This is a genomic window from Frigoribacterium sp. CFBP 13605 (assembly GCF_014839405.1).
Taxonomy (GTDB): Bacteria; Actinomycetota; Actinomycetes; order Actinomycetales; family Microbacteriaceae; genus Frigoribacterium.
Genome location: NZ_JACYNS010000036.1, coordinates 1 through 22001, shown reverse-complemented (window position 1 = coordinate 22001; position 22001 = coordinate 1). Strand labels below are relative to the sequence as shown.

At 67.8% G+C, this 22001-nt stretch carries 26 protein-coding genes and 1 pseudogene; 15 read left to right on the top strand and 12 right to left on the bottom strand.

Going from position 1 to position 22001, the window contains the following annotated elements:
• The 5 genes from IFT36_RS09070 to IFT36_RS09050 all read left to right on the top strand — a co-directional run.
• The coding region (locus IFT36_RS09070) for an MBL fold metallo-hydrolase (RefSeq protein WP_200412937.1) at positions 1-627 on the top strand (627 nt) is incomplete at its 5' end.
• Positions 628-731: 104 nt separating this feature from the next.
• Positions 732-1607, top strand: coding sequence for a patatin-like phospholipase family protein (locus tag IFT36_RS09065; RefSeq protein ID WP_200412936.1), 876 nt, complete (start codon positions 732-734; stop codon positions 1605-1607).
• A 47-nt stretch (positions 1608-1654) separates the two neighbouring features.
• Positions 1655-2878, top strand: a complete 1224-nt coding sequence (locus IFT36_RS09060; RefSeq protein ID WP_200412935.1) for a glycosyltransferase — start codon at positions 1655-1657, stop codon at positions 2876-2878.
• Positions 2879-3002: 124 nt separating this feature from the next.
• Positions 3003-3482 carry a heme-degrading domain-containing protein gene (locus IFT36_RS09055; protein ID WP_200412934.1) on the top strand — a complete coding sequence of 160 codons (480 nt, stop codon included), beginning with the start codon at positions 3003-3005 and terminating at the stop codon, positions 3480-3482.
• A gap of 20 nt (positions 3483-3502) precedes the next feature.
• On the top strand, positions 3503-4045 hold the full coding sequence (locus tag IFT36_RS09050) for a hypothetical protein (RefSeq protein WP_200412933.1): 543 nt from the start codon (positions 3503-3505) through the stop codon (positions 4043-4045).
• Here the strand turns inward: IFT36_RS09050 and IFT36_RS09045 are convergent.
• Positions 4042-5640, bottom strand: a complete 1599-nt coding sequence (locus IFT36_RS09045; RefSeq protein ID WP_200412932.1) for an MFS transporter — start codon at positions 5638-5640, stop codon at positions 4042-4044. The two genes, IFT36_RS09050 and IFT36_RS09045, sit on opposite strands and share 4 nt — an antisense overlap.
• A gap of 287 nt (positions 5641-5927) precedes the next feature.
• On the opposite strand from IFT36_RS09045, the gene IFT36_RS09040 reads away from it, so the two are divergent.
• A complete protein-coding gene (locus IFT36_RS09040) occupies positions 5928-6518 on the top strand; it encodes a hypothetical protein (protein WP_056044955.1) in 591 nt (196 codons plus the stop codon).
• A 90-nt stretch (positions 6519-6608) separates the two neighbouring features.
• Here the strand turns inward: IFT36_RS09040 and IFT36_RS09035 are convergent, their stop codons facing one another.
• From IFT36_RS09035 to IFT36_RS09015, 5 genes and pseudogenes are all read right to left on the bottom strand, one after another.
• Positions 6609-7049: a DoxX family protein gene (locus IFT36_RS09035; protein WP_056044953.1), complete on the bottom strand. Its 441-nt coding sequence runs from the start codon at positions 7047-7049 to the stop codon at positions 6609-6611.
• A 33-nt stretch (positions 7050-7082) separates the two neighbouring features.
• Entirely contained in the window at positions 7083-7607 is a 525-nt protein-coding gene (locus tag IFT36_RS09030; RefSeq protein ID WP_200412931.1) for a DUF427 domain-containing protein, read from the bottom strand.
• 140 nt (positions 7608-7747) lie between these two features.
• Positions 7748-8155: pseudogene (locus IFT36_RS09025) on the bottom strand (GNAT family N-acetyltransferase); the annotation flags it as partial.
• A gap of 35 nt (positions 8156-8190) precedes the next feature.
• A complete protein-coding gene (locus IFT36_RS09020) occupies positions 8191-8688 on the bottom strand; it encodes a helix-turn-helix transcriptional regulator (protein WP_123569981.1) in 498 nt (165 codons plus the stop codon).
• Positions 8689-10094: 1406 nt separating this feature from the next.
• On the bottom strand, positions 10095-10244 hold the full coding sequence (locus IFT36_RS09015; RefSeq protein WP_158612826.1) for a hypothetical protein: 150 nt from the start codon (positions 10242-10244) through the stop codon (positions 10095-10097).
• A gap of 234 nt (positions 10245-10478) precedes the next feature.
• Here IFT36_RS09015 and IFT36_RS09010 point away from each other — a divergent pair, with 234 nt between their 5' ends.
• Entirely contained in the window at positions 10479-11177 is a 699-nt protein-coding gene (locus IFT36_RS09010; RefSeq protein WP_200412930.1) for a hypothetical protein, read from the top strand.
• A gap of 43 nt (positions 11178-11220) precedes the next feature.
• Here IFT36_RS09010 and IFT36_RS09005 read toward each other — a convergent pair whose 3' ends face one another.
• Positions 11221-12282: a hypothetical protein gene (locus IFT36_RS09005; RefSeq protein WP_200412929.1), complete on the bottom strand. Its 1062-nt coding sequence runs from the start codon at positions 12280-12282 to the stop codon at positions 11221-11223.
• Positions 12283-12470: 188 nt separating this feature from the next.
• Here IFT36_RS09005 and IFT36_RS09000 point away from each other — a divergent pair, with 188 nt between their 5' ends.
• Positions 12471-12869: a hypothetical protein gene (locus IFT36_RS09000; protein ID WP_192123752.1), complete on the top strand. Its 399-nt coding sequence runs from the start codon at positions 12471-12473 to the stop codon at positions 12867-12869.
• Positions 12870-12932: 63 nt separating this feature from the next.
• Here IFT36_RS09000 and IFT36_RS08995 read toward each other — a convergent pair whose 3' ends face one another.
• The 3 genes from IFT36_RS08995 to IFT36_RS08985 form a co-directional block, all read right to left on the bottom strand.
• Entirely contained in the window at positions 12933-13295 is a 363-nt protein-coding gene (locus IFT36_RS08995; protein WP_200412928.1) for a transcriptional regulator, read from the bottom strand.
• Complete coding sequence (locus tag IFT36_RS08990) at positions 13255-13713, bottom strand: hypothetical protein (protein ID WP_200412927.1); 459 nt, start codon at positions 13711-13713, stop codon at positions 13255-13257. The genes IFT36_RS08995 and IFT36_RS08990 overlap by 41 nt, the downstream gene beginning before the upstream one ends.
• A 185-nt stretch (positions 13714-13898) precedes the next feature.
• On the bottom strand, positions 13899-14771 hold the full coding sequence (locus IFT36_RS08985; RefSeq protein ID WP_249408553.1) for an SDR family NAD(P)-dependent oxidoreductase: 873 nt from the start codon (positions 14769-14771) through the stop codon (positions 13899-13901).
• Between IFT36_RS08985 and IFT36_RS08980 the strand changes: the two genes are divergently transcribed.
• Both IFT36_RS08980 and IFT36_RS08975 read left to right on the top strand, forming a co-directional pair.
• Positions 14770-15627 (top strand): helix-turn-helix transcriptional regulator, encoded by an 858-nt coding sequence (locus IFT36_RS08980; RefSeq protein ID WP_192123756.1) that lies wholly within the window; start codon positions 14770-14772, stop codon positions 15625-15627. The genes IFT36_RS08985 and IFT36_RS08980 overlap by 2 nt on opposite strands.
• Positions 15628-15872: 245 nt before the next feature.
• Positions 15873-16448, top strand: a complete 576-nt coding sequence (locus IFT36_RS08975) for a VanZ family protein (protein ID WP_192123758.1) — start codon at positions 15873-15875, stop codon at positions 16446-16448.
• Positions 16449-16648: 200 nt separating this feature from the next.
• Here IFT36_RS08975 and IFT36_RS08970 read toward each other — a convergent pair whose 3' ends face one another.
• Complete coding sequence (locus IFT36_RS08970; protein WP_192123760.1) at positions 16649-17062, bottom strand: hypothetical protein; 414 nt, start codon at positions 17060-17062, stop codon at positions 16649-16651.
• 179 nt (positions 17063-17241) lie between these two features.
• Between IFT36_RS08970 and IFT36_RS08965 the strand changes: the two genes are divergently transcribed.
• From IFT36_RS08965 to IFT36_RS08945, 5 genes are all read left to right on the top strand, one after another.
• The gene (locus IFT36_RS08965; RefSeq protein ID WP_200412926.1) at positions 17242-17430 is read left to right on the top strand and encodes a hypothetical protein; all 189 of its coding nucleotides are present in this window, start codon (positions 17242-17244) and stop codon (positions 17428-17430) included.
• A gap of 82 nt (positions 17431-17512) precedes the next feature.
• Positions 17513-17776: a hypothetical protein gene (locus tag IFT36_RS08960; protein ID WP_200412925.1), complete on the top strand. Its 264-nt coding sequence runs from the start codon at positions 17513-17515 to the stop codon at positions 17774-17776.
• A gap of 104 nt (positions 17777-17880) precedes the next feature.
• Complete coding sequence (locus IFT36_RS08955; RefSeq protein ID WP_192123765.1) at positions 17881-18078, top strand: hypothetical protein; 198 nt, start codon at positions 17881-17883, stop codon at positions 18076-18078.
• A 328-nt stretch (positions 18079-18406) separates the two neighbouring features.
• Positions 18407-19444 (top strand): hypothetical protein, encoded by a 1038-nt coding sequence (locus tag IFT36_RS08950; protein ID WP_192123767.1) that lies wholly within the window; start codon positions 18407-18409, stop codon positions 19442-19444.
• Between the two features lie 182 nt (positions 19445-19626).
• Complete coding sequence (locus IFT36_RS08945) at positions 19627-20052, top strand: ADP-ribosylation/crystallin J1 (RefSeq protein ID WP_192123769.1); 426 nt, start codon at positions 19627-19629, stop codon at positions 20050-20052.
• A 1676-nt stretch (positions 20053-21728) separates the two neighbouring features.
• On the opposite strand, the gene IFT36_RS08940 is transcribed toward IFT36_RS08945, so the two are convergent.
• The coding region (locus tag IFT36_RS08940; protein WP_200412924.1) for a hypothetical protein at positions 21729-22001 on the bottom strand (273 nt) is incomplete at its 5' end.

The following is a 22001-nucleotide window of genomic DNA, read 5'->3' as shown; positions in this document are numbered from 1 at the left end:
GCGGCCGCCGACGCCGACATCGCCCGGTGGGGCGCGCCCCGGGACGACCAGGAGGCGCTGGTCGCGTCGTGGGGGTCGGGTCGCCACCTGCCCGCGCTCACCGCCGACCTGCTGCTCGGCGACGGCGACGTGCTGCCCGTCGCGGGACGGCTGCTGCGTGCGGTGCACACCCCGGGCCACACGGCGGGCCACCTCTGCTTCGTCGAGCCCGAGCAGCGACTCGTCTTCACGGGCGACCACGTGCTGCCGCGGATCAACCCCGGCATCGGCCTCGGCGGGCGCACGGGAGCGAACCCGCTGACCGACTACCTCGCCTCGCTCGACCGCATGGTGGCGCTCGACGTCGCCGGCCCCGACGCCCTCGAGGCGTGCCCCGGCCACGAGTACCGCTTCGTCGGCCTCCGCGCACGGGCCGAGGCCCTGATCGCGCACCGCGCCGACCGCAGCCGTGACGCGGCCGCCGCCCTGGACGCGCTCGACCGGCCGACGGTGTGGCAGGTCGCCGAGCGGATGTCGTGGAGCGGCGGCATCGCCTCGTTGCACGGCTACCGGCTCGGCTCGGCCCTCGCACAGACCGAGTGGCACGTGCAGGACCTCGGCCGCGCCGACGAGCTGCGCTCCGCCTGACACCCGCCCGAGGACGTGGCGAGGTGACCGGCCTAGTGTCGAGCGCGGCCCCGGGTGACGCACCGCGCCTCCTGCCCGGACCGCCACCACGACCGAGGAGAGACATGAGCACGACCACGACCCCCACCCGCACCGCCCTCGTCCTGGGCGGTGGCGGCATCACCGGCATCGCCTGGGAGCTCGGCGTGCTGTCGAGGTTGCTCGAGGCGGGCGTGCCCGTGGACGAGGCCGACCTCGTCGTCGGCACCTCGGCCGGATCCGTCGTCGGGACGATGGTGCGGCTCGGCCGCGTCGACGAGGGCCTGCGGGAGCAGTTCGAGGCCGTGACCGAGCTGCCGTCGGGCTCGATCGACCCCGAGGTGTTCCAGCAGACCCTCGGGCAGGCCCTCGCCGGGGCGACCGACCAGCAGGAGGCGCGGGCCCGCATCGGCGCCCTGGCGCGCGAGACGCCCGTGGTCGCGGACGAACCCGAACTCGTCACGGCCATGCGGGAGCGCTTCGGAGGCGCGGCCTGGCCCGACGCCGCCCTGACCGTCTGCACCGTGGACGCCACCGACGGCTCGTTCCGTCCGCTGGACGCCGGCTCGGGCGTCGACCTGTACCGGGCCGTGGCCGCGAGCTGCTCGGTGCCCGTCGTCTGGCCCACCGTCGACGTCGACGGCCGCCCGACCATGGACGGCGGCGTGCGCTCGGGCACCAACGCCGACCTCGCCGACGACTACGACCGGGTGCTCGTGCTGTCGTGCGGACCCGAGCTCGACGTCTCGCCGCTCGGGCCCACGCTGCCACAGGTCGTCGAGGCGCGCCGCACCGCCGGCCGGGACGTGCTGGTCGTCCAGGCGGACGCCGAGTCCCTGCAGGCGTTCGGCACCGACGTCCTCGCGACGACCACCCGTCGCCCCGCGGCGGAGGCCGGTCGCCGACAGGCCGAGGCCGTGCTCGACGACGTCCGGGCCTACTGGGCGGGCGGGGTCGCCTGACCGGCGACGCGCAGACCGCGGGGGCGGTGGGCCGGTACCCTCGGGAAGTGACCACCGCCTCCTCCCCGCTCCGCATCGCCCTCGTGTCGTTGCACACGTCCCCCGGTGCCGAGCCCGGGTCGGGCGACGTCGGCGGCATGAACGTCGTCGTCCGCAACCAGGCCGAGGCGCTCGGCGCCGCGGGCCACGAGGTCGAGATCCTGACCCGCCGGTCCTCGCCCGACGAGCCCGCGAGCCTGGCCCTCGCCCCCGGCGTCACGCTGCGGTTCCTCGACGCCGGCCCGGCCGAACCGGTCACGAAGGGGCGCAACGAGCTCTACGTCGACGAGTTCCGCGACCGGCTCGCCGAGCTCGGCCCGTGGGACGTCGTCCACTCGCACCACTGGTTCTCGGGCATGGCCGCGCTTCCCGTCGCCCGTGCCCTCGGCGTGCCCCATCTGCAGAGCTTCCACTCGATCGCCGCCCACGACTCCACCCCCCTCTCGCACGGCGAACGCGCCGAGTCCCCCGGCAGGATCGCCGGCGAAGAACGGCTCGCCCGCGAGTCCGACGCCGTCGTCGCGATCAGCCACGCCGAGGCCGAGACCGTCACCTCCCGTCTCGGCGGCTCGCCCGACCGCGTCCACGTCGTGCTGCCGGGCGTCGACGGCGAGCTCTTCCACCCGGCGGAGGCGGGCCGGACCGCCCCGGGCCGCCCGTACGTCGTCGTGGCGGGGCGACTCGAACCGCTCAAGGCACCCGACCTCGCCCTGCGCGCGGTGGCGGCGGTCCCCGCCGAGGTGCGCCCCGACCTCGTCATCGCCGGCGGCGCCTCGACCGAGTTCGCCGGTTACGAGTCCGAGTTGAGCGCCCTGAGCGACGAACTCGACCTCACCGTGCACTTCCTGGGCCCGCGGTCACGGCCCGGCCTCGCCGCACTGCTGCGCGACGCAGCCCTCGTGCTCGTGCCCTCCCACTCCGAGACCTACGGGCTCATCGCTCTCGAGGCCGCGGCCAGCGGGGTCCCGGTGATCGCCGCGGCGTCGGGCGGCCTCCGCGAATCGGTGGTCGACGGCGTCACGGGCATCGTGCTGCCGCAGCGCGACCCGCAGGCCTGGGCCCGGGCGATGACGCAGGTGCTCGCGGACGCCGGGCTGCGCGACCGGCTCTCGCGCGCCTCCCGGTCCCACGCCCTCGACCACCCGTGGTCGCGTTCGGCCGACGACCTCGTGGGCGTCTACTGCGGGTTGCTCGCCCGCCAGGGGTCGCCCTGCGCCGCGGCCTCGGCCTGACCCCTCTCGGCGCCACCAGGCCGTTGACGGGGGCCGGGCCTAGGCTCGGGTCGTCCCGCGACGGCGCGCCGCCGCGCGCCCGTGCCGACCCACCAGCTCGCCCGACCACCCCAGGAGGCCACCGATGACCGACGACACCCTGCTCCAGACCCTCATCGAACAAGAAGAGCGCCTCGTCTTCCGGCAGTTCACCCTCGACGTCGCACTCGACCTGGGCGCCCACCTCCTGGCCGAGGCCCGACGCCGCGACCTCGCCGTCGCGGTCACCGTGCGGCACGGTCGGCAGCGGGCGTTCCACGCGGCCCTGCCCGGCAGCAGCCTCGACAACGACGAGTGGCTCGACCGCAAGGCCCGCGTGGTCGAGCGCTACGGGCAGAGTTCGTACCGGGTGGGCGAGTCGTTCCGGGTTCAGGGCGGCACGTTCGACGAGAAGTCGCGCCTCGACACCGGCCTCTACGCGGCGCACGGCGGGCTGTTCCCCGTGCGGGTCACGGGCGTCGGCGTCGTCGGCTCCGCCGGCGTCTCCGGCCTGCCGCAGGCCGACGACCACGCGTTCGTCGTCGACGTGATCGAGGACTTCCTCGACCACGGCTACGACGCCTGAGCCCACCGCCCGAGCACCACGTGGACGACCCGACCGCAGGAGGCGCGGTGCCGGCCCCCGAATTCCCCTCCGACGACGAGGCGGCCGCCTCGCTCCGCGCCCTCGTCGAGCAGGCGGCCGCCGACCTGGCCGCGCGCGGGGCGCGCACCGAGTCCCTCGCCCGCCACAAGCCCGCCCGGCGCATCGTCGTGGTGAAGACCGCCGAGTCCCTCGAGCCCGCCGGGCGCGCCTGGCGACTCGGCGTGCTGCTGCTCGGCACCGACGGCCGCGTCTTCGAGACCGGACGCATCACCCGGGCGGTCACGCCGACCCGTTCGCAGCACCTGTCCGCCCAGGTCGAGCAGCGCAAGGCCGAACGGCGGGCGGCCGTACGCGGCCACTTCGCCGAGGGCGAGGTCGTCAACTACGGGTACGAGCCGGTGGACCTGTCGACCGCGGCGTTGCAGGGCGGCGAACAGCGCCTCCTCGTCCGCGACGGGCACGCCCTCGTGCGGTGGGGCACGGCGACCGGCGAGGTCCGCGATCTCGCCGCGTACCTCGCCGATCGGGCCGAACTGCTCTAGCGCGCGGTCCCCTGCGAGGACGACGCAGCGGAGGCGGTCGTCGCCGCGGACTCGTCAGGCTCGGCGGGGTCGACGGGCTGGGCGGGCTCGGCGTCGAGGAAGGGCAGGTCGCCGAGGTCGATGTTCGGGTTGGCGTCCTGCGTCTCGACGAGCTCGTGCGCCTCGGCCTCGGTGGCCACGCTCGGCATCGAGCCGGGCAGCGGGCGCTGCGACGACTCCTTCATGAACCACACCGCGACGGCTCCGACCAGCGAGGTCGCCATCAGGAAGAACGCCGGCACGAGCTCGTTGCCGGTCGCCTGCAGCAGCGCCTGGATGATCAGGGGCGTCGTCCCGCCGAACACGGCGATCGCGACGTTGTACGACACGCCCATCGCGCCGTAGCGGCTCGCGGTCGGGAAGAGCGCGGGCAGCGACGACGCCTGGCTCGACACCCAGAGCGCGACGCTCACGGCGAGCAGCGACAGCCCGGCGAGGGTCGTGACGATGCTGCCGACGCCGATCAGGAGGAACGCGGGCAGGGCGAGCAGCAGCACCGATGCGGCACCGAGCCACATGACGGGACGTCGGCCGATGCGGTCGCTGAGGCGCCCGGCGACGGGCAGCAGCAGGGCGAGCAGCACGAGCACCGGGATGGTCAGCAGCGTGCCGTGCAGCGGGTCGTAGCCGAGCGAGTCGGTCAGGTAGGTCGGCATGTAGCTGGTCAGCGCGTAGCCGACGGTGTTGGAGGCGGCGACGAGTCCGATCGCGATGACGATCGGACGCCAGTGCTGCCGGACGAGGGCGAGGGTGTTGCGCGGACGGCCCTGTGCGTCGGCGATCTCGCCGACCTTGTTCTCTTGAGCGTCCTGCGTCGCCTGGAACGCGGGCGACTCCTCGATCTTCAGGCGGAAGTAGATCGCGACGACGCCGAGCACGCCGGCCAGCAGGAAGGGCAGGCGCCAGGCCCAGTCGAGCATCTGCTGCTCGGTGGTCAGCAACTGCAGCACCGACACGACCGCGGCGCCGAGCGCGAAGCCCAGGTAGCTGCCGAGGTCGAGGATGCTCGCGAAGAATCCGCGCCGTTTGTCGGGTGCGTACTCGCTGACGAACGTCGTCGCCCCGGCGTACTCCCCACCGGTCGAGAAGCCCTGCAGCAGCTTGAGCACGACGAGGGCGATCGGGGCGAGGGCACCGATCGCGGCGAAGTCGGGCAGCACGCCGATCAGGAAGGTCGCGCCCGCCATCAGGATGAGCGTGGTCGCGAGCACCTTCTGACGTCCGACCCGGTCGCCGAGGCGGCCGAAGACGACCCCGCCGAGCGGACGCGCGACGTAGGTCGAGGCGAAGACGCCGAGGCTGAAGAGGATCTGCAGCGACGGGTCGGCCTCGGGCAGGAAGACCCGGCCCATCGTGACGGCGAGGTAGCCGTAGACGCCGACGTCGTACCACTCCATGGTGTTGCCGACGACGGTGCCGCCGATGGCGCGCTTCATCATCGCGGGGTCGACGACGGTGACGTCGTCGACGCGCAGACGCCGCGGGCGCCTCCGTCCGGAGGCGCGGGTCGGGCGGTCGGGACGGGTCTCGCGGGCAGGGGTGGGTGGGGTTCCCATGAACGACGTTCCTCTGGATCTCGGGCGCCGGTCGCAGGGACGGGCGCCGCGGCGATCGAGCTGCGGAGGGGCGGTGCCCGGCTGCCGCGGCCCGAGTGGTCGGGTCGACGGCGGGCAACGCTACCGGCATGTCGGCGGCGGATTGCCAGGGCATTCGGAGGGAGGCACACCCACCGCCCAGCCGACGCGGGACGAACTGCCGAGCGGATCGCCTATCCTCGACGACGACTTCCGTGACGGTCGCCGCCCGCTGATCGCCACCCCACCCGACCCTCAGGAGGCCCGCCGTGCGCCGCGTGCTGATCGCCGTCTCCGTCGTGTTCGGCGTGGGGCTCGTCGCCTTCGTCGTCGCCGTCGCGATGGTCGTCTCGGCGCTCACGGCGCCCCGAGACGAGGACGTCACGGCGATCACGTCGACGCCCGTGCCGGCCTGCCCCGAGGTCGACCCGGTGATGGTCGGCGACATCGAGGTGCCGGCCGGGCCGGTCGCGGGGTACTGCCAGGACCGGCTGGTGAACGCCGCGTACATCATGCTGGCCGCCCGGGCGCAGGGCATCGGGGAACACACCCAGGCCATCGGGGTGATGACCGCCATGGGTGAGTCGAGCCTCCGCAACATCGACTACGGCGACGCCGTCGGGCCCGACAGCCGAGGGCTCTTCCAGCAACGGGACAACGGCCAGTGGGGCACCTACGAGCAGCGGATGGACCCCTACACGGCGGCGACCAGCTTCTTCACGAAGCTCGTGGCCATCCCGGGCTGGAAGGACCTCACCCCGACCCAGGCGGCGCACGCCGTCCAGGTCAACGCCGACCCCGACCACTACACGAAGTGGTTCCCCGACGCCGAGGTGGTCGTGGCGGCGCTGTCGAGCTGAGCCGCGCCTCCTCGGGTCGGGGCCGGTCGGCCGGTCGGGGCCCGTCGGGGCCCGTCGGAGCCGGTCGGGGCCCGTCGGGGCCGACCGTGACTACTTGGCGCGGCGGCCGATGCTGCTACGGTCGCGCCAGGCGCCCGTCGACCAGAGCGACAGCAGGACGAGCAGCGGCTGGAAGACCAGGCGGAAGGCGCGCCTGCCGTCGGTGTCGAGGCCGAACGCGTCGGTGTGCGTGACGAGCTGCGAGATGTTGCCGGGGAAGATCGCGGTGAAGAACGCCGCGGCGACCCAGCCGACGGTCACGCGGTGCTTGGGGGCGACGACGAGGGCCGCGCCGATGCCGATCTCGACGACGCCGGAGGCGAGCACGACGAAGTCGTCGTCGAGCGGCAGCCACTCCGGTACCTGGGCCTGGAACGGCTCGCGGGCGAACGTGAGGTGGCTCGTGCCGGCGAAGACCAGGGCGCCACCGAGGGCGATGCGGCCCAGGGTGCGGGCGAGGGACGTGGGGCGGGGGCGGGGTCGTCTGGACATCCGTCCAGTCTCCTCCTGTCGGGGCCCTCGTCCCTACCAGCCCATCGTGCCCGGTGCGCCCTTGAACGGACCGACCAGGTTCGCGGTGATCCAGCCGCCGTAGAAGTCGCCCTCCTGCGCCTGGACCACCTCGCCGTCGATCTCGCAGGAGTCCATGGCGCCCGGGTACAGCGCGACGTGGTCGACGAGGGACTCGTAGCCGGGCCAGGGCTCGGCGTAGGACCAGCCGGCGCGGCGCGCGACGACTCCCCCGCCGGTCACGTCGAGGTAGCCGGCCTGGCCCTTGAACTCGCAGAGGCTGCGTCCCTCGGCGCGCGACAGGGCTCCTGCGGCGAAGTCCGAGCGGGGCAGGTAGTAGACGGGCGGGTGGCTCGTCTCGAGCACGCGGATCGCGGCCGTCGTGTCGGCCACCACGACTCCGCCGAGACGGACGACGACGCGCTCGGTGCGGGGCTCGACGCGCGGCGGGCGGGGGTAGTCCCACACGGACTCCTGCCCGGGACCGGGCTCGACGCGGACGGGGTGGGACGGACGGGAGGGGCGGCGGAAGGCGGGCATGGCCTCATGATGCGCCGCGGGGCTGGGACGCCGCACCGGGTCGCCCGAGAGCGCACGGACCTGCCGTCGGGCGACCGATCGCGATGGCCGGACGAGCCCCGACTCCACCACGAGGCTGATCCCCGACGGCCGATCCGCACCTACCCCCGCTGGACGATCGACTGACGGACGCCCTCGTGCCGCTGTGCCATGGGAGCGACGACGGCTTCCCAGAGGATCTCGTCGTCGACGACCGTCGACGTGGGTACGAGCCCGAGCCGACGGGCCACCCGAGCTGACGCCTCGTGGTCGGGGTGGATGTAGGCCTGAAGGCGCCCGACACCCAGCGAGGTCAGCCACGTCACGACGGCTGTCGCCGCCTCCCCGGCGAGACCGCGACCCTGTTCCGAGGCCGTGACCAGCCACGCGAGATCAGCGACGAGGTCAGCGCCCTCGCGGGTGAGCGTCGCCTGGACGAATCCGACGGCCGGCCCACCGCCAGCAGATCGGATGATCCAGTTCAGCCACCCGGCACGTCCCTCTCCGGACTGACCCGTCGACTGACGGCGGTAACGCGCTTCGAGTTCCCAGCGACACGCTGTGGCTACCCGCTCGTCGCCTCATCCGTGGCGGCACGGGAGAGGGGATAGGCGCGGTCCAGGCGGGGGCTGAGGACGACGAGGAACAAGAACATCGACAGCAACCACCCGGCGATCCAGTAGGCGGGAATCGAGAAGATCACGACGTTCGGCACGACGTCGGTGGCGACTGCGACGACCACGGTGATCGTGAAGAGCACGCCCACGCCGTAGTACAGGGCTCGGAAGCCGTCCTCGACCCGGCCTCGCCGATCCTGCTGGCGAGTCGTCCGCTCGTCGAGGGCGGTGACCGAGCGGCCGTAGTCGTCCTCGGTGACGGTGACGAAGAGGTCACGGACTGGTACGCCGAAGGCCTTCGCCACCCGCGACAGCGTGTCGAGGCTCCCGTCATTGCCCGCCTCGAGCCTCTGGACGGTGCGGACGGTCACGCCGCTCGCGTCTGCGAGGCGTTCCTGGGTCCAACCCATCTGGGTCCGGAGATCGACGATCCGTGTCTCGTTCATGCACCTCACACTAAGAACGACCAGCCCCGAGGTCCACGACACGGACCCGACAGACACCCGACACCTTCACGACAGAGCACCTCCGGGCACCCCGTCCCGATGATCACCTCCACCGCAGCAGTCCTCGGCGGTCTCCGATCGGGTCCGGTCAGCGATCGACTAACGGGCACCAGCTTTGGCTCCGCTAACGTGCAGACACGAGCCACGGAAGGAGCACCCTTGAAAGTCACAGTCGAAGTGGGCGATTGGGAGCACGAATGTTGCGGCCCGGCGATCGAACGCAACGATGTAGTCGACCTGGGCTGTCTTCGTTGGCGGGACGCGGACGGACAAGTGCGGTTGATCGAGACCCACCACGACTCCCCCATCGAAACTCGTATCCGCGGTCGGGTCGTGGACATCCTCGTGCTTGCTGAGGATGGCTCCGCGACACCANCACCGCAGGAACGAATCGATCCAATGAACGATCCCTTGCCGGGCAGCACGCCTTAACCGCGAACAAACCACCTGAATGGCCACCGAGCTGAGCGAGCCCTCCGCCGCGCGCGTCGAGCCGCGTCCTGCTGTGCCGTTGCATGAGCTCGTCGAGCTCGAGCCATGATTTCATCGCCACCAGTCAGCCGTGTTGCTGCCCGCGTCGGGTGGGTGAAAAGACCGATACCTAACCACGCGAACAGCCCACCAGTCGTGACGACCAAGAGTGGGTGACCTCGGCCGGTGGATACGAGATCACCTGAGAGCCAAGTATCCGTAAGCCATAGGCCGACCACCAGCGTGGCGATGCCCAGAACGACGACGCAGCCACCCGACACACGCCACTTCCACATGCCCCCAACACCTCTCTCCGCACCCGTTCAACGGGCAGGTCTCAAGCATCCAAGCGGAGCTGACCCTGCGCCCATAACGCCACGCGTAATCATGTACCGAAGCCGCGCCGCGGAAGTGCCTCGTCGACGGGATGGTCGTGACTATCGAACTAGCCGGCCCGCTTCAGCCGTCACTACACCCCCGAGGCGAGCCGCGCCCCGTGGCCCATCGTCTATCGGGCACCTACCAGCGGAGACGGGCTGAGGTGAGGTGGCGATCTGCCATCCTGAGCGTGTGTGGAACGACAAGCTGCCCGATGGTCGCGATCCGCGACCGGTTTACTGGATCGTGATGGGCCTTGCGGCGATTCTGGGTGGAATTGCCTGGTGGGCCATCATCCTCAGTGGCCGCGTCAGCTTCTTAACGAAGGGACTCGAGTTCTTCCTGATACCAATCGGCCTCGGCGCGGTGATCTACGGGGCTGTCCTTCTTGCTCGGTCCCGACGCCCACGCTAAGCAGCCTTCTACGTTCCGCTCGACGATCGGCTATCGGGACGCAGAGCGTTCCCCTCTAGGTCGGTTTCGTGAAGGAACGGTTTCTAGCGTCGCATCTCAGCCATGGCTCGAACATTGAAGTAGATGCCGATCACGATCAGTCCCACGCCTAGGAGCATGAGCAGATTTGGCAGGTCACTGAAGACCTTGGCGATGAACAGGGCGGCAGCCAGAACATAGAAGATCGTGGCCACGCCCATGAGCTTTCTCAAGCGAGGAACGTTGGAGGGCACCTGTGGCTCCGTATCGATCAAGAGAAATAACCTCGCGGGCCGAAAGGTCGGCTGTGGACGACACTCTCCGGAAGGTACTGCCTAATGCGGCCTAATGCGGCCCGCCGTCCCGAGGGTGTATCTGCTGACGCGGCGCAGCCCCTGAACAACTACTCGTCCTTGGCACGGCTTTGCACGCGTGGCAGGGTCGCGAGCATGAAGATCATCGATGATGTCGAACGCGCTGCTTGGCTAGGGCCGCGGATGCACCGCGTCAGAGGGTGGGCGAAGGTCGGCTCCGTCGCTGGGTACGGCTTCGAGGCCTACGCGCGCATCCTCCACCCCCGACCCACGGGAGACGGCCGCTGGGAACACCGCCGATGGTCCGACGTCGCCACCGCGGCGGGCAAAGTGATGCACCCTCTCGTCCAGTGGGAGCGGCTACTTGACCTTGATGAGCCACGGGGTGGAACCAGCGATATCGGGCACCTCGACCCGCAAGTTCTGGCAGCCCTCGCGCCGTTGTTGAGGGTCCAGACCGCGACACCAGACGACGCCCTCGCGGCGTACTGGGTCGGCGGCACCGGCCAGAGCCTTGTCGGCCGATCGGTCGCCATCGATCGTTACGACTACGTTCTGGCGCACACCGGTACTGCGGAGCTGGCAACGCCTGGCTGGGGTCCACGCATCGGCTTCCGAAGCGACGAACCACCGCAATTGCTCTGGCCGGAGGATCACGCATGGGTACTCGCCACCGAAATCGACTGGGACTCCACCATCGTCGCCGGCTCCCAACCACTCATTGAATCGATCCTCACCGACGACCGCTTCGAGGTCTACCAGGTCACGGAGGACTCCGACCTCTCCTGGAACGGCGACACCATCAACCGACGCCCGACATCGAGCCCCGCATGACGATCCCCTTTTAAGACGCCGGGCCCTCGGACTTTTGCGTGTTTCAGGTAGACGCGAGATCCGATCCGTCGATGCCGTCGTAACTGTGCCGTGGGCTCCAGAAACGCTTCGGAAGATGGCCGTCTTTGGCCTCGGCGGGATGACGGTAGGCCACTTCGTCGATGAACTCGTCGAGACCCGCCAGGGGGTCCTGTCCTTCTTCGATCTCCTCCCGCACCATGGCCGGGGTCATCTCGCGCCCTTCGCCCGTGAAGTCGTCCACGACGAGGCCCGGCGCATCAGTAGCGAGCACTCGGAGGCGCTGCCCCTGCTCTCGAGAGAGGGCCAGCTTGTGATCGTCTCGAGGATCAACGAGGCGTCCACCTGCTGGCCATTCCAGAAGCCCCTGGGTCTCTGCCATGTCCAGGATGCGCGAAGCAGTCCGCTCGTCAAGATACGAGAAATCGATCTGCCAGTCGCGTTGATCTTCCAACCGGGCATTCGATGGCCTCACGTGGGTTGCCCGCCCGACCCATTCAGGGAACTGAGCCACCAATTCGGCAGCTCTGTCCCCGTCAGTCCGGACAAAGGCCCCGTCCTCCTTTTGGGTGAACACCCACGAGGCATCTGACGGGTAGATCGCCAACGATTCCCCATCCATCCCTGAGGACAGCGCCAACGCGGCAGCAAGGCCAGGATCGTCTAGTCCGAGCTGGGTGACGTACGTGTGCTCGTAGATGGGGAGCTCTTCGGCAAAGTTTGGATCGGCCATCCACGTCACGCTGATGTCCGACTGCCATAGGCGTGCCGGGAGGAAACGCTTGAGCCACGAGTCACGATCCTCAGGCTCCGGTCCACGAGACCACGCAAAAGTCGAGACGAAGACGCTGGCGTCGGATGCGCCTTGCCTCAGGGCTCGAAGAAGCGTCAGGTCGCGGAAGATGATCTCGGCGTATTGCATGGCCTGCTCGGCATGCTGATGCAAGGTCGGGAGCCTGTCGAACTCCAAGAGGACCCCACTGCCGAAGCGGTAGTCCTCCACCGAACCAGGCGGCGCCGGCGACCAACGCTGACCCCAATGCGTGGATATCTCCGCGAGTGTTTCCATCGAAGGGAGGTCAGCCATGCCGCAACACTAGAGAATCCAAGCAATTCCCTGGGCCACCGAACCTGACTCCTTCGCGTCCATCACGCGTCGAAACGGCCGCTGCACCATCCCCTATCGGACACGCTCTGGAGTCGAGTCATCGAGGATGCGAGGCAAATTCGAGGGTGCTACGCGGCCGGTGGCCACGCCGGCGCTAGGGTCAGGGCATGAACGAGGCCGACCGCGAATTGCTCCGCCGGGCTGAGGCGGAGGTGGCAGCGCTCCCCCACCGTGACTCCCTCGCTGACTCGTCTGCCTGGCTGGAAGGCGGCCCCGCCGCCGAGACCGAGCCGTCCGGTCGGGCTCGATTGCTCGCCCCGCTGACCCTCATCGTCTGCTTCGTCACGGCCTGCGCCGAGGGTTCGTGGCTCTGGTTCTCCGCCGCAGAGTGGACCTCAATGGTCTGGTTCGCCGTGCCATTCCTGCTGGTCGCCTCGATTGTTCTCGCGCTCATCGCCGGCGCGCTAGGCGGCCGCACTGGCCGATGGGCCGGCGTCTGTGGTGGCATCGCGATCGTACCGCCCGTGTGTTTCGTGGTGTCGCTTCCCCTGGCGCTTTTCACGTAGGCCGCTGCGGCTTGCGCCGCGGCAGCTCGGCGGCCTCCCGGTAGCCGATCGGCTATCGGGCAGTCAACGGTCGGTTGCCGTAGCGCTCAGGTCCTTGGCTGATGCGAGGTCTTGAAGGGCGGCGAGGTGCCCGTCGATTGCGTCCCGGCCGGCGGGCGTGAGTGCGATGCGGGTGGTTCGACGCGCGTCACGCCTGGTCGTGGAGGCTTCTTTTGTCGTGCTCATGTATCCGAGTTCCGTGAGCGCGCGGACGGTCTTGGACAGGTTTGCGTCGCTCAGCCCGAGAGTTGAGGCGAGGACCGAGAAATCGATGTGGTCGACGGGGCGGAGAAGAGCGCACAGGCGGAGCCTCGTCGGAGCATGGATCGATTCGTCAAATCGTGCTCTAGACGCCACGCCGCAGCTCCTGGCCGTAGAAGTGGTCATAGACGTATCCGCCCGGGAACATGACGAGAAAGCTCACCGCGCCGGCCATCAGCGCCCATGCAGTCGAGTCCGCATGCACGGCGAGGCCGGACACGAAGACCATCGTGAGCACCACGATGCCCATCACGACGAGGACGAGCAACGATCTGGGGCCAGGAACCCTGTTGGTGGAGATGCCCGTCGTGAGTACGAAGGCCCGCTCGAGGCCGACGAGCCCGAGACAAGCGAAAGCAATGACAACGAAGACCCACACGCCTCCAGCAAGGGGAGCCAGGGGTATCGCCGCCGTGAACAGCGCCAACCCCGGGTAATACCAGCGCGGTGAACGCGTTCTTCGCGCGAGTTCGAGCCTGTCACCCTCGAGACCACGCAGGGCATCGCGGGCAGAGGCAGGACTCTGAGCATGATTGCTTTCCATGTGGACAAATTATTCACTTAACCAAGCGGAAAGCAACGGTCTGCTTGCGGCCCCGCTTGACGCTCTGCCACTTGCCCCCTGACCGATCGGCTATCGGGCAGCGCTCCCGTCGAGAGCTACTGCGGAGGAGGCGGCGGAAACAGGTCCACTCAGGTGCGGCCGCAGGACGGGTGCGCGTCCCCGTCTCAGGCGCTGGCGCCGCCGTCGACGGGCACGATGGCACCTGTCACTGCCGAGGCGCGATCACTGAGGAAGAACCCCGCGACCTCGGCGACTTCGAGAGCGGTTGCCATGCGGCCGATGGGGCTGGCTGCGTTGTTCGCCTCGATGATCCCTGGGGTTTTCCTCTCCCATTCGTCCATCATCTCGGTCGCGGTTCCACCGGGCATCAGGCCGTTCACCCGAATTCCTTCGGCAGCCCAGGTGACCGCCGCAGTCTCCGTGATGCTGTTCAGTGCCCGCTTCATGGCCCCGTACGCCGGCAGCGGTGGCACGGCGCGTCGACTGCCGATGCTCGAGGTGTTCACGATCGCGCCCCCGCCGGACTTCCGCATGAGGGCCGCCTCGGCGACCATCGCGACCCAGTGTGCCCGGAAGTTGACGGCGAACTGCTCGTCGATGTCGTCATCGGACGTGGTGTCGAGTGGGCCCATCTCTCGCTGGTTGATGCCTGCGTTGTTGAATGCCCCGTCGAGGCGCCCGTGGCGTTCCTCGACGCGATCGATGGCCGCGCGGATGCTGGCTCGGTCGGCGACGTCCATCGCGACGGCGTCAGCAGTGCCGCCCTGGGTGCGGATCTCGTCGACGAGGGCGTCCAGCGCCCCCGTGCTGCGGGCTGCCAGCACGACGGATGCCCCCTCACGAGCGAAGAGACGGCCCGCTGCGGCGCCGATGCCGCGGCTGGCTCCGGTGATGAAGATGACCTTCCCGGTCAGAAGGCCGACCGGCGTGGACTCGTTGTTTTTCGTCATGTAGAAAGCGTCGGCGCCCCGAGAATACGCATCCAGGCACAAACTGTACGAGGATCTGCGGCTCCTCAGGGCGGAGACTCGTGGCATGGACAAGGGTGAGCTCGCAGCGTTTCTCCGGAGTCGCCGCGAGCGTCTCCGCCCCGAAGACGTCGGCCTGCCGTCTGGGCCTCGGCGAAGGACACCGGGTCTTCGGCGCGAGGAGGTCGCCGTCCTCGCCCATGTCTCGACCGAGTACTACGCCCGACTTGAGCAGGGCCGTGCTCCTCGGCCCTCAGACGTCGTCCTCGCAGGCATCGCGGGCGCACTGCGTCTCACCCCCGAGGAGTCCGACCACCTGCACCGGCTGGCCGGCACCGCCCCCACCCTGACGGGGCTGCATCGCCGCGACGTCAGACCGAGCATCCTGACCCTGCTCGAACGGCTCCCCCTTACCGCCGGCATCGTCCTGTCGGCCACCTTCGAGGTGCTCGCCTGGAACGACCTGGCGGCAGCTCTCATGGAGGACTTCTCTCTGCTCGTTCCCCGCGATCGCAACCTCGCGAGGAAGACCTTCCTCGACGGTGGGCAGCCGTCAGAGGTGATCTACGGGATCTCTGACGAGGCCGCATTCCGGCAAGGTGTCGTGACCCAACTCCGTAGCGCCCAGGCTGTCTACCCATCAGACCCGAGCGTCCGCGAACTCATCGACGACCTCAACGCCGGCAGCGCCGAGTTCGCACAACTCTGGGAGCGACACGACGTCCAGACACCACCGCCCCTACAGAAGACGTTCCGCCACACACCAGCCGGGCCGATCACCGTTAACTGCGATTCCCTCGCCATTACCGAGCGGGACCAGCACCTCGTGCTCTACACCGCACCAGCGGGCTCTCGAGACGCTGAGAAACTCGCACTGCTGGAAGTCATCGGCTCCGAACCCCTCGTCGAGCCGCGGGGTACCTGAATGGCCCCTCCAGGCCGAGGCGCTACGAGATCGACAGCAAGCGCGGCGGAGTCTCGATGGCCGATCCCCAAGCGGAACGGGTCTCAGCTGGCCGCGCTTTCCGTTCCGGACCGCCACCAGTGCCGGAACGTGGCTCGGTCGAGCCACGTTCGTGTGCCCGAATACTCGATCCCCGGGATCGGTTACCGAGACCGTCCACGGTCATCAGATCCTTGCAGCAGCTCAGCGTCACTAGGCTTCCCCGGATGTCTACTAACCCGTTCGGCGAAGTCCCCGTCCTACCGGTCGCTGTCCCCGTCGGCGCCGTCGTGTTCCTCATCCAGCTTGCGCTCCTGCTCAGGGGGCAACGTTTCACCCGGCCGCGCGCGGCTGTCGCGGCCGCCATCGCCGTCTACGCCGCGGGAATCTTCGCGAACACGGTCTTCCCGATCTTTCTCAACCCGACGCCAAGGTCTGAGCCATGGGAGCCGGCGCTGGCACTGATCCCGTTCCAGGATTACGAGCTCGCGGACGCGCTCACCAACCTGGCGGTGTTCATACCGCTCGGCATCCTCATACCGCTCCTGATGCGCCGGCCGTCCTGGTGGAAGGTGCTGCTGACCTCGGCGGTGGTCAGCCTGACAATCGAGCTACTGCAACTCGCCGCGCAGAAGCTGTTCTCCGGTGGTCACGTCGCTGACGTCAACGACTTCATCTGGAACACCTTCGGGGGAATCCTCGGCTACGTAATCTTCGTTCTGCTCACACGTGTACCGATCTTGTCCGCACTCGCGGACCGGTTCCGCTGGCACACGAACCCCGGGGCAGCACCCACCGCCTAAACCGCGGAGCAGCGCCCGCTTGGGGATCGATCACCGACTAATCGCGGCGGCTGGCCACTCCCCCGCAGCTATGGAGCGTCGGCCGTCTCGATAGGTCAGTCCGAAACGGATCTCGGTGAACGATCGGCTATCGGGACGCTTGCGATCACTTAATTTGCATGCATGCTTGTCGGCACTAACGCGCTGTCCTGCCACCCATCTCACTCAAGCAGGGAACCCCAGGTGACGTCACCGTGGAGAAAGACGACGCGCGTTCCTTCCATGGCCCAGACGTCTGCCCATGTCGGAATCCCTTGCCTCCTCATGAAGACGGGCTCAGCTGCGGCGGCCGCCGCACGGACGTCGATCGCACTCGGCCAGGCGGGCGTGCATCCACCGCCACCGCATCCACACCCCTCGAACGCCACGGTGGCACCACGCCGAACTAGGGCCCGAACCTCCGCCGCATCGACATCGGCGGTCTCTTTCTCGAGTCGACCACCGTCCGGGGTGAAGAACTGTCCAGCGAGGTTGAACGTCCCGGGCCGCACCGCAAAACGACCCTTCGTCACAGCTCTCCTCATGACGCCAGACGTCGGATCGTCCGGGGACGGTCGGCTTGCTCGCTTCGACATGGGCCCATCATCCCTTTTGTCGACGAGGGTCAGCGTCGGCGACGAGGACCGCGACAGACCTGGCACGGTTCGGAGTCGTTACTCGCGCGCGCATGGCTCTTCGTCAAGCCATCCCCTATCGAGCGGCGAACGCGAACGCGCGGCCAATCCGTCCACAGCCCTGCACTACGGTTCAAATCATGGAGACTGTTCCGCTCGTCATCACCATCATCGGCGCTCTCGTCGTCGTGGCGGGTTTCGTCTACGCCTTCAACCTCAGGAAACGAGGAAGGGTCCAAGTAGGGAGCCGCCCCTTCCTCACCATGACGATCATGATCGGATTGGGGACCGGAATTCTCGTAGCTGGCGTCGGCGCCGCCCTGAGCTGACTCGCAAGCGCCCAAGCCGATGGTCGATGCCTTATCGGGACGATATTCGATGCCGGATCACGTCGTGGGGCATGCTCGTCCCATGAGCAACGAAGAAGGACTGCCGCAGGCTCGCCCCGTCGACGCAACTGCAGTGACTGAGCGCCCGACGCCGTGGCTGCCGGCGAGAACCGTCCTCCTCGACCTCGTCTTGATCTTCGTCGGCGGTGGGCTTTTCTGGTTCCTCATCGACCGCGTCCAAGCGCCCCTGTGGAGTGCCTTCGTCGCCTACGCCGTCCTCTTCACAGCCGGATCACTCGCCATGCGCCTCATTCGAAACGCCCGGGCCGATCGCATTCATGAGTGACGTTGGTGGCCGAGCGACGCGATCCGGTGAGCGATCGTCTAATGAGACGGGGCAGAGACGCTTCCCGTGGCCGACCCTTTTACTAATGCAGGTCGGATGACCCCGTGAAGCGCAGCGAGGCCCCCATCATGATCGTCCTGGGCCTCGGAGCTCTCGCCGTCGCCGCCACGCTCTTTTTCACGTCAGCCGATCTCTCTGTCGCAAGCAGGGGCTACGCCGGATGGCTTGTCGTCGGAGCATGTTCCCTGGGTGGGCTCGGCTGCCTCATCTACGGCATCATCGCATCCCGCCGCGGCCGGTGACCGATGGGTTACCGGACTGGCTTCGAAGCGGATCGTTGAGCCTTCGGCGAGCTCTACAGGCATGGGCAACCCAAACAGGAGGCGCGTGACGGCCGATCGGATCGACATCGCGCTCGACCTGCGTGCAAAGGACCCCAGGCCAGCAGCCACTCGCTAAAACCCAGGCCCGCACTCTGCCGCGGGGGCTCCTGCCCTGGGGGTGGTCTCGCTACTCTCGGTTGGGCATGCTCGACGAAGCGACGAGACCAGGGGAACAGTGCACTTACGCGACGCGATGATCGGTACTGAGGGGCAGGTGTACGGACGCGGACGGTTGTCATTCCCGGGGATGGATCGGATCACCACTGAAGCGACGACGATCGAAGTCTCCGGGGACGAGTCTGCCGCCCAGTTCTTCACGGCCGCCTCGGCCGACAGAGACCAGCAATCGGGGTACCTCACCTCCGACGGTGAAGGCGCCACCTTGCGTCTGCCAGTCGGCGTCGGGAGCCTGATCGGTAACGTGTTGCACTCCGCCCGCTCGGCCCCCTTGTCCCTTTCCGTCGATGCGCCTGGGGGTGTCCGGCTACCGGGGGGTGGCTCGGAGTACGGGGTGTCTGACTGGCGCATCGAAGTCACCGCTTTGGCAGATGACGCCGCCGTTGATCCAGGCGTCGTCCGGATCGACCTCTCGGCGGCACTACGACCTCACCCCGCCGACTCCGGCCCCCGCAGCGAGTGGCCTTCCGATGTAGCTGATTCGCGGCTGTTCTTGGAGTGCTCCCTTGACCCAGCCACCCGCGCTCTTGCCTACGACTCGTTCTCCTCGACGCTCTACAGCGATGCACCACGAGAGGCACCTTCGCGGTCGAACCAGTCGACAGCAGCGTCGATACGGCTCGCCGCGACGCCCGTCGGCCCCAACGGCGATCTCTTCGCATGGACCGATGACGGGCGACTCGCGAAAGTCAGCTACTTCCTCTCGTTCTTCGGGTTCTGTGCGCCGTTCCGAGAGACCCGCTCGAGCATGGGATTCGTCGAAGGACACGACGATCCGGTGAGGGTGAGCTTGCGTGGCGTCAACCTCGAGATGGTGCGCGATCTGCTCACCAGGAGTCGCCAGACAGTCGTCGAGCTCATCTCCGACGACGTGGGGCACGTCCAGTACGCGCGCGACAACGCAGATTGGTTTGGCGAAAGCGACCGCGTGGTGCAGGCACATCTGGCGTTCGAGCTTCGAGATGAAGGACTCCGACTTGAATACACGATCTACCCTCGCGAACACGGCCCGTTGAGCGGAGCGATCACCCTCCCCTGGGAGATCCTGATACTTCGACGGTGGACCGGCTCGTATGCGCGAAGCAGGGTGCTAGCTGAAGGCAACTGATGCACACGCCTCTCACCATGGGCACCGGCAAGAGGTCTCTAAGTGGTCAGACTCAGCACAGCCCGAACGTGGTCTCGATGGTGGATCGTCTATCGGGCGCCGCGGAGAAGCCTCGTCGACGCTCGCCCACGTCGACGGGTAAACAGATAGGAAATGAGCGTTCCATCCAGCATTCTGTTCCCATGACCACACGATCGGACGCTGACAGCAGCGTTGTACTCTGGCGGCCCACGGGCCCGGAGGAACTCGAACTCGTCAAGGCGAGTGGCTGGTCGCTGTGGCCCCCGAGACTGCCGGATCAGCCAATCTTTTACCCGGTACTGAACGAGGACTATGCCGTGCGCATCGCCCGAGACTGGAATGTGAAGGCCTCGGGCGTTGGCCATGTCACTCGGTTCTCGGTGCGTCGGAGCTTCCTCGAGGGCTTCGACGTCCAGCAGGTCGGTGGGCGAAGCATCCTTGAGTACTGGATTCCGGCGGAACGCCTCGATGAACTGAACGCGAATCTCACGGGGCCAATCACGCTCGTCAGCACGTTCCGTCGCGATGACGCCGACGGCGAGATCAAAGAGTTCCGCGAGGAGTGGCCCGCGCGTAGCGCGCCGTGAGGCAGTGCCCGGGGAGCGATCCCCTATCGGCGCTCCATGGGCTGCTTCCCCGGAGTCGCCCTTGCGGTGGATGTGTCTGACGGCCATGAGCCCTTAGCTAGGTCAATGCGCCGCTTGTTCATGTCCTATCCCTTCCAGGGCCTGGCCGGCGCCGCACTCATCGCCGCGTCGGGAGCACTCTTCCTCGCTGTCCGACTGCTCTACGTCTACAAAGGCACGACCTATAAGTGCGCCGTCGAGGGCCCGTATCTCGAAGATTCACAGTTCCAAACGCACCTGGTTTCGGGGTCCTTCTCTGCCTGGCCACTCGCTCGCGAGTGCACTTACGTCACTGGCTCGGTCATCGAGACCACCCGAGGAACAACTGACACCTGGCTCCTCACCGGGTCCACCTACGCCCCGGCACTCCTTGGCCTGGTACTCCTCGTCATCGCGATAGTCAGAACTGTCCGCAGCTCGCGCCCTGGCCGCCTGAACCACTGAACGCGGACGGAGGACGATGGTCTATTGAGACACCCTTGATCTCCTGCGCCCGCCTCACTCCATCGCTCCAAAACGAGATAAGACACCAAAACCGCTCGAACTCACGCCCGGAGAATAGATTGCGGTTATGCCCACCCGTCGCGCTTCAATCGGTTTCGGGGGAGTAGCTCATCTCTTTCTCGGTGCCCTGGCGGCGGTGTGCCTGTGGCTGCTCTTTCGTGCAGCGCACTTCTCCGAACTCGGGTTGACACCCACTCTGACGGTCGCGGTCCTAGCTGCGGCCGTCGCCATCGGCCTGGGCTTTTGGTTCTGGGAGCGAGAAGGCGGCAGGCCAAACTACGTTGCTGTCCGGCGATGGGTCGCCGGTGAATCCATGCCGGTACACATGTCACCAGCGCAGCTCCGGACATCGCTTCAACGGATCGAGGATGCGCTCCGTGCCCGGTGGCTTTACCTCGGTCTGTTCTTCATCTGGAGCGTGTGGGCCGTAGACCGCGCCAGAGCGGCTGAAGGCGTAGCCGAAATCATCTTGGCCGTGTTGCCCGGTGTGCTCTGGGGTGTACTGACCGTCAGTGTCATGCTCCGTGCCCGTCGAGGACTGAGCCGGATCGCCTCGCTCAGGGCGCAGACCACCAGCACCTCGCCTTTAGGGGAACTTTCTAGGCCCCGGGAGTCCAAAACCTTCGGCCGATAGGCGATCGGTCACCGACCACCGGCGGACGCTAGCCACTCCCCCGCAGCTGCGGGGCGACGACTGTCTCGATAGGTCAGTCCGAAACTGATCTCGGTCAACGATCGCCTAACGAGGCACGGGGCAGGGCTCATAATCAGTGCATGAGTAGACGCTGGTCGGTCGTCGTGGTGGTGAGCGCCCTAGTCGCCCTCTTCGCAGGATTGGGGGCCGTGGTCACTGGCCAGGCCTATGGTTGGCTTCTCGCTGCTACAGGCCTGGTCAATACGGTGTTGGGCGTCGCTAGCCACAGGAAAGCTGTCCGGCAAGAACCTGAACTGCAGTAGCCGATTAACCACCGGACGCTGCCGCGCGTCGAGGGTTTCTTCGAGCTGCGCTGACCTGACCGTCTTGATGGGTCAGTCCGGAACGCATCTCGGTGAAAAATCCCCTGTCGGGCGGCGGTCGAAAATGCAGAACATATGTATTGAACGTAATTGCGTTCTGTGCGGGCAGGATGAGGCTAGCTGTAGGCGCGGAAGTGGAGACGTTGGGGCCGGAATGGCAGCCTCGGCCCCGGAATCGGCCCTGAGAAGTAGTCACCGTGTTCGTCGAGCAAGGTGACGCCTCGCCACGTGCGTCTGATGCTGCCGCCGTAGAGCACGACCTGTTCCATCAGGTCCTTCGCTGCCGCCATGCCGTCATCGTCAGTGCGTCCGGCGCCGAAGGTCCACCAGTGAAGCTGCGAGCCCTCGACCACAACATTGCCGTCATGCCGCACGTGAACGTAGAAGGG

Coding starts and splice junctions, on each gene's coding strand:
- IFT36_RS08950 (WP_192123767.1), top strand. CDS start 18,407: ATGGATCGGATCACCACTGAAGCGACGACGATCGAAGTCTCCGGGGAC.
- IFT36_RS08995 (WP_200412928.1), bottom strand. CDS start 13,295: ATGACCACTTCTACGGCCAGGAGCTGCGGCGTGGCGTCTAGAGCACGA.
- IFT36_RS08980 (WP_192123756.1), top strand. CDS start 14,770: ATGGACAAGGGTGAGCTCGCAGCGTTTCTCCGGAGTCGCCGCGAGCGT.
- IFT36_RS09055 (WP_200412934.1), top strand. CDS start 3,003: ATGACCGACGACACCCTGCTCCAGACCCTCATCGAACAAGAAGAGCGC.
- IFT36_RS08960 (WP_200412925.1), top strand. CDS start 17,513: ATGAGCAACGAAGAAGGACTGCCGCAGGCTCGCCCCGTCGACGCAACT.
- IFT36_RS09010 (WP_200412930.1), top strand. CDS start 10,479: ATGAAGATCATCGATGATGTCGAACGCGCTGCTTGGCTAGGGCCGCGG.
- IFT36_RS09020 (WP_123569981.1), bottom strand. CDS start 8,688: ATGAACGAGACACGGATCGTCGATCTCCGGACCCAGATGGGTTGGACC.
- IFT36_RS08945 (WP_192123769.1), top strand. CDS start 19,627: ATGACCACACGATCGGACGCTGACAGCAGCGTTGTACTCTGGCGGCCC.
- IFT36_RS08990 (WP_200412927.1), bottom strand. CDS start 13,713: ATGGAAAGCAATCATGCTCAGAGTCCTGCCTCTGCCCGCGATGCCCTG.
- IFT36_RS09030 (WP_200412931.1), bottom strand. CDS start 7,607: ATGCCCGCCTTCCGCCGCCCCTCCCGTCCGTCCCACCCCGTCCGCGTC.
- IFT36_RS09035 (WP_056044953.1), bottom strand. CDS start 7,049: ATGTCCAGACGACCCCGCCCCCGCCCCACGTCCCTCGCCCGCACCCTG.
- IFT36_RS09045 (WP_200412932.1), bottom strand. CDS start 5,640: ATGGGAACCCCACCCACCCCTGCCCGCGAGACCCGTCCCGACCGCCCG.
- IFT36_RS08965 (WP_200412926.1), top strand. CDS start 17,242: ATGGAGACTGTTCCGCTCGTCATCACCATCATCGGCGCTCTCGTCGTC.
- IFT36_RS08970 (WP_192123760.1), bottom strand. CDS start 17,062: ATGTCGAAGCGAGCAAGCCGACCGTCCCCGGACGATCCGACGTCTGGC.
- IFT36_RS09065 (WP_200412936.1), top strand. CDS start 732: ATGAGCACGACCACGACCCCCACCCGCACCGCCCTCGTCCTGGGCGGT.
- IFT36_RS08975 (WP_192123758.1), top strand. CDS start 15,873: ATGTCTACTAACCCGTTCGGCGAAGTCCCCGTCCTACCGGTCGCTGTC.
- IFT36_RS09000 (WP_192123752.1), top strand. CDS start 12,471: ATGAACGAGGCCGACCGCGAATTGCTCCGCCGGGCTGAGGCGGAGGTG.
- IFT36_RS09005 (WP_200412929.1), bottom strand. CDS start 12,282: ATGGCTGACCTCCCTTCGATGGAAACACTCGCGGAGATATCCACGCAT.
- IFT36_RS08985 (WP_249408553.1), bottom strand. CDS start 14,771: ATGCCACGAGTCTCCGCCCTGAGGAGCCGCAGATCCTCGTACAGTTTG.